This is a genomic window from Amycolatopsis sp. NPDC049252 (genome assembly GCF_043197175.1).
Taxonomy (GTDB): domain Bacteria; phylum Actinomycetota; class Actinomycetes; order Mycobacteriales; family Pseudonocardiaceae; genus Amycolatopsis.
In genome coordinates, this window is sequence record NZ_JBICSQ010000024.1 from 1 (window position 1) to 2,460 (window position 2,460).

2 protein-coding genes are annotated in these 2,460 nt (G+C 73.7%); one reads left to right on the top strand and one right to left on the bottom strand.

What is annotated here, in order from left to right; genetic code table 11:
* Positions 1-452 (bottom strand): ABC transporter permease (locus tag ACGFMK_RS24495; RefSeq protein WP_392767351.1); only part of this gene is annotated, 452 nt, incomplete at its 3' end.
* Positions 453-739: 287 nt separating this feature from the next.
* Here ACGFMK_RS24495 and ACGFMK_RS24500 point away from each other — a divergent pair.
* Positions 740-2,365: an alkaline phosphatase family protein gene (locus tag ACGFMK_RS24500; protein ID WP_392767354.1), complete on the top strand. Its 1,626-nt coding sequence runs from the start codon at positions 740-742 to the stop codon at positions 2,363-2,365.
* Positions 2,366-2,460: the final 95 nt, after the last annotated feature.

Sequence of the window (2,460 nt, forward strand, 5' to 3'; positions counted from 1 at the left end):
TACTCGCCGTGGCGGGCCTTGAGCTCGTCCAGGGCGCGGCGGGCGGCCTGCGACGTCGCGGTCATCGCGCCGCCGATCACGATGCCGGCGATCGGCACGACCGCGATCGGGCGCAGCGGGACGACGCCGGCGCCGAGGACGAGCGCGAGCACGGGGGCGACGCCGGCCGCGATCGCGAGGGCCGTCCAGGGCAGGTTTCCCCAGCCGCCGGCGCGGCGCGCGGACGTCACCGCGGCGATACCGAACATGAGCAGCACGAACAGGCCGGTCAGGGGGTTCGAGCGCAGGATCGCGGTGATCACCAGCGACACGAGGGCCAGCTGCGCGACCGCGCGGGCGGCGGCGATGAGGACCGCGCGGCCTTGGCCGAGTTCGCCCCAGCGGACGACGGCAGCCCCGGCCAGGGTGAGCAGGAGAAGCACGGCCACCAGGGCCGGTCCGAAGGTGATCACGGCGCCGTTCCCACCCCGATTCCGGCTACGCTGTCGCCACTGGAAATTCTACACGCACGTAGTTTAAACTGAGTGGCGGACTCGTGGACCCGATGACCGGCGCGGCCGGGTTTGTCCGAAATGGACAGATGTCGCCGCGGTGCACCGTCGTGCGCCCAGGTAAGTCCACAGTGGACAGATGCTGCCGCCGTGTTCACCGGCTGTTCGTGCCGTGGTCTCTTCGCGGCAGGTTCGGTGGCGTGGGATTCCGGGGACGCCCCGCCCGGGGCGCGCCGAGGAGGAAACCCTTGTCCCCGAACCGGATCCGCGTCCCGGCCGCGCTCGCCGCGCTGGGCCTGCTCACCGCCGTCCCCGTCGCGTCGGCGTCGGACGGCCACGCCGGCACGCGCCACGTCCTGCTCGTCTCCGTCGACGGCCTGCACCAGGCCGACCTGACCGCGTACGCCGCCCGGCACCCGCACTCGGCACTGGCGGGCCTGCTGGCCCGGGGGACGTCGTACACCGGCGCGCGCACGCCGGTGCCGTCCGACTCGTTCCCCGGCCTGATCGGCCAGCTCACCGGCGGCGACCCGGCCACCACCGGCATCTACTACGACGCCACCTACAACCACGCGCTGCTGCCCGCGGGCACGACCTCGTGCGCCGGGGTGAAACCGGGGGCGCAGGTCGACCTCACCGAGGACCTCGACCGCGACCAGACCCGGCTCGACGCCGGGCAGGGCCTGCCCGGCCTGCCCGCGTCCGTGCTGGGCATGACCGGCACCCCGCAGACCCTGCTGAAGCAGGACGGCCTGCCGGTCGACCCGCGCACCTGCCGTCCGGTGCCGCCGCACCAGTACCTGGAGGTCAACACCGTCTTCGAGGTGGCCCGGCAGGCCGGGCTGCGGACGGCGTGGTCGGACAAGCACCCGGCCTACGAGATCCTGAACGGCCCGTCGGGCACCGGCGTGCAGGACCTGTTCACCCCGGAGATCAACAGCGCGGCCGGGACCGGCGACTGGACCGCCGACAACGCCGCCACCCAGCAGTACGACGGCTACAAGGCCCAGGCCGTGCTGAACGAGATCGACGGCTACGACCACAGCGGCACGCACCGCACCGGCACCCCGGCGGTCTTCGGGCTCAACTTCCAGTCCGTGTCCACCGCGCAGAAGCTGCCGTCGTCCGGCGGGCAGCCCGGCGGCTACCTGCCCGGCGGCACGGTGCCCGGACCGGTGCTGACCTCGGCGCTGGACTTCGTCGACGGCCGGATCGGCGCGTTCGCGGCCGAACTGCGCCGGCAGCACCTCGACCGGTCCACGACGATCATCCTGTCCGCCAAGCACGGCCAGTCGCCGACCGACCCGGGCGCGCTCACCCGCGTCGACGACGCCAAGCTGCTCGACGGGCTCAACGCGGCCTGGCGGGCCCGCCACCCCGGCGCCGGCGACCTGGTCGTCCAGTCGACCGACGACGACGCGATGCTGCTCTGGCTGGCCGACCGCGCACCGGCCGCGACGGCCTTCGCGAAGCAGTACCTGCTGGCGCGGAACGGAACCGGCACCGGCAGCACCGGCGCGGCCAAGGCGTTCACCCACTCCGGGTTGCAGACGGTGTACGCGGGTGCCGACGCGGCCCGCTACTTCGGCGTGCGGCCCGGCGACGACCGGGTGCCGGACCTCTTCGGCGTCACGCAGTACGGCGTCGTCTACACCGGCGGCACGAAGAAGATCGCCGAGCACGGCGGGGTCGCGCCGGACGACCGTGCGGTGCCGCTCGTGGTGAGCGGCCCGGATCGCGACGGCCGCACGATCGCCGCGCCGGTGGCGACAACGCAGATCGCGCCGACCATCCTGCGCCTGCTCGGGCTGGATCCTCGCGCGCTGCAGGCGGTCCGCGAAGAAGGCACGCGAGTGCTGCCGGGCCTGGGCTGACGGTGGGGGTGGGGGGGGCGGCCGCCCCCCCCCCCCCCCCCCCCCCCCCCCCCAAAACACACCAGGTGTAAAAAAAACGAACGGGTGGCGGTTGT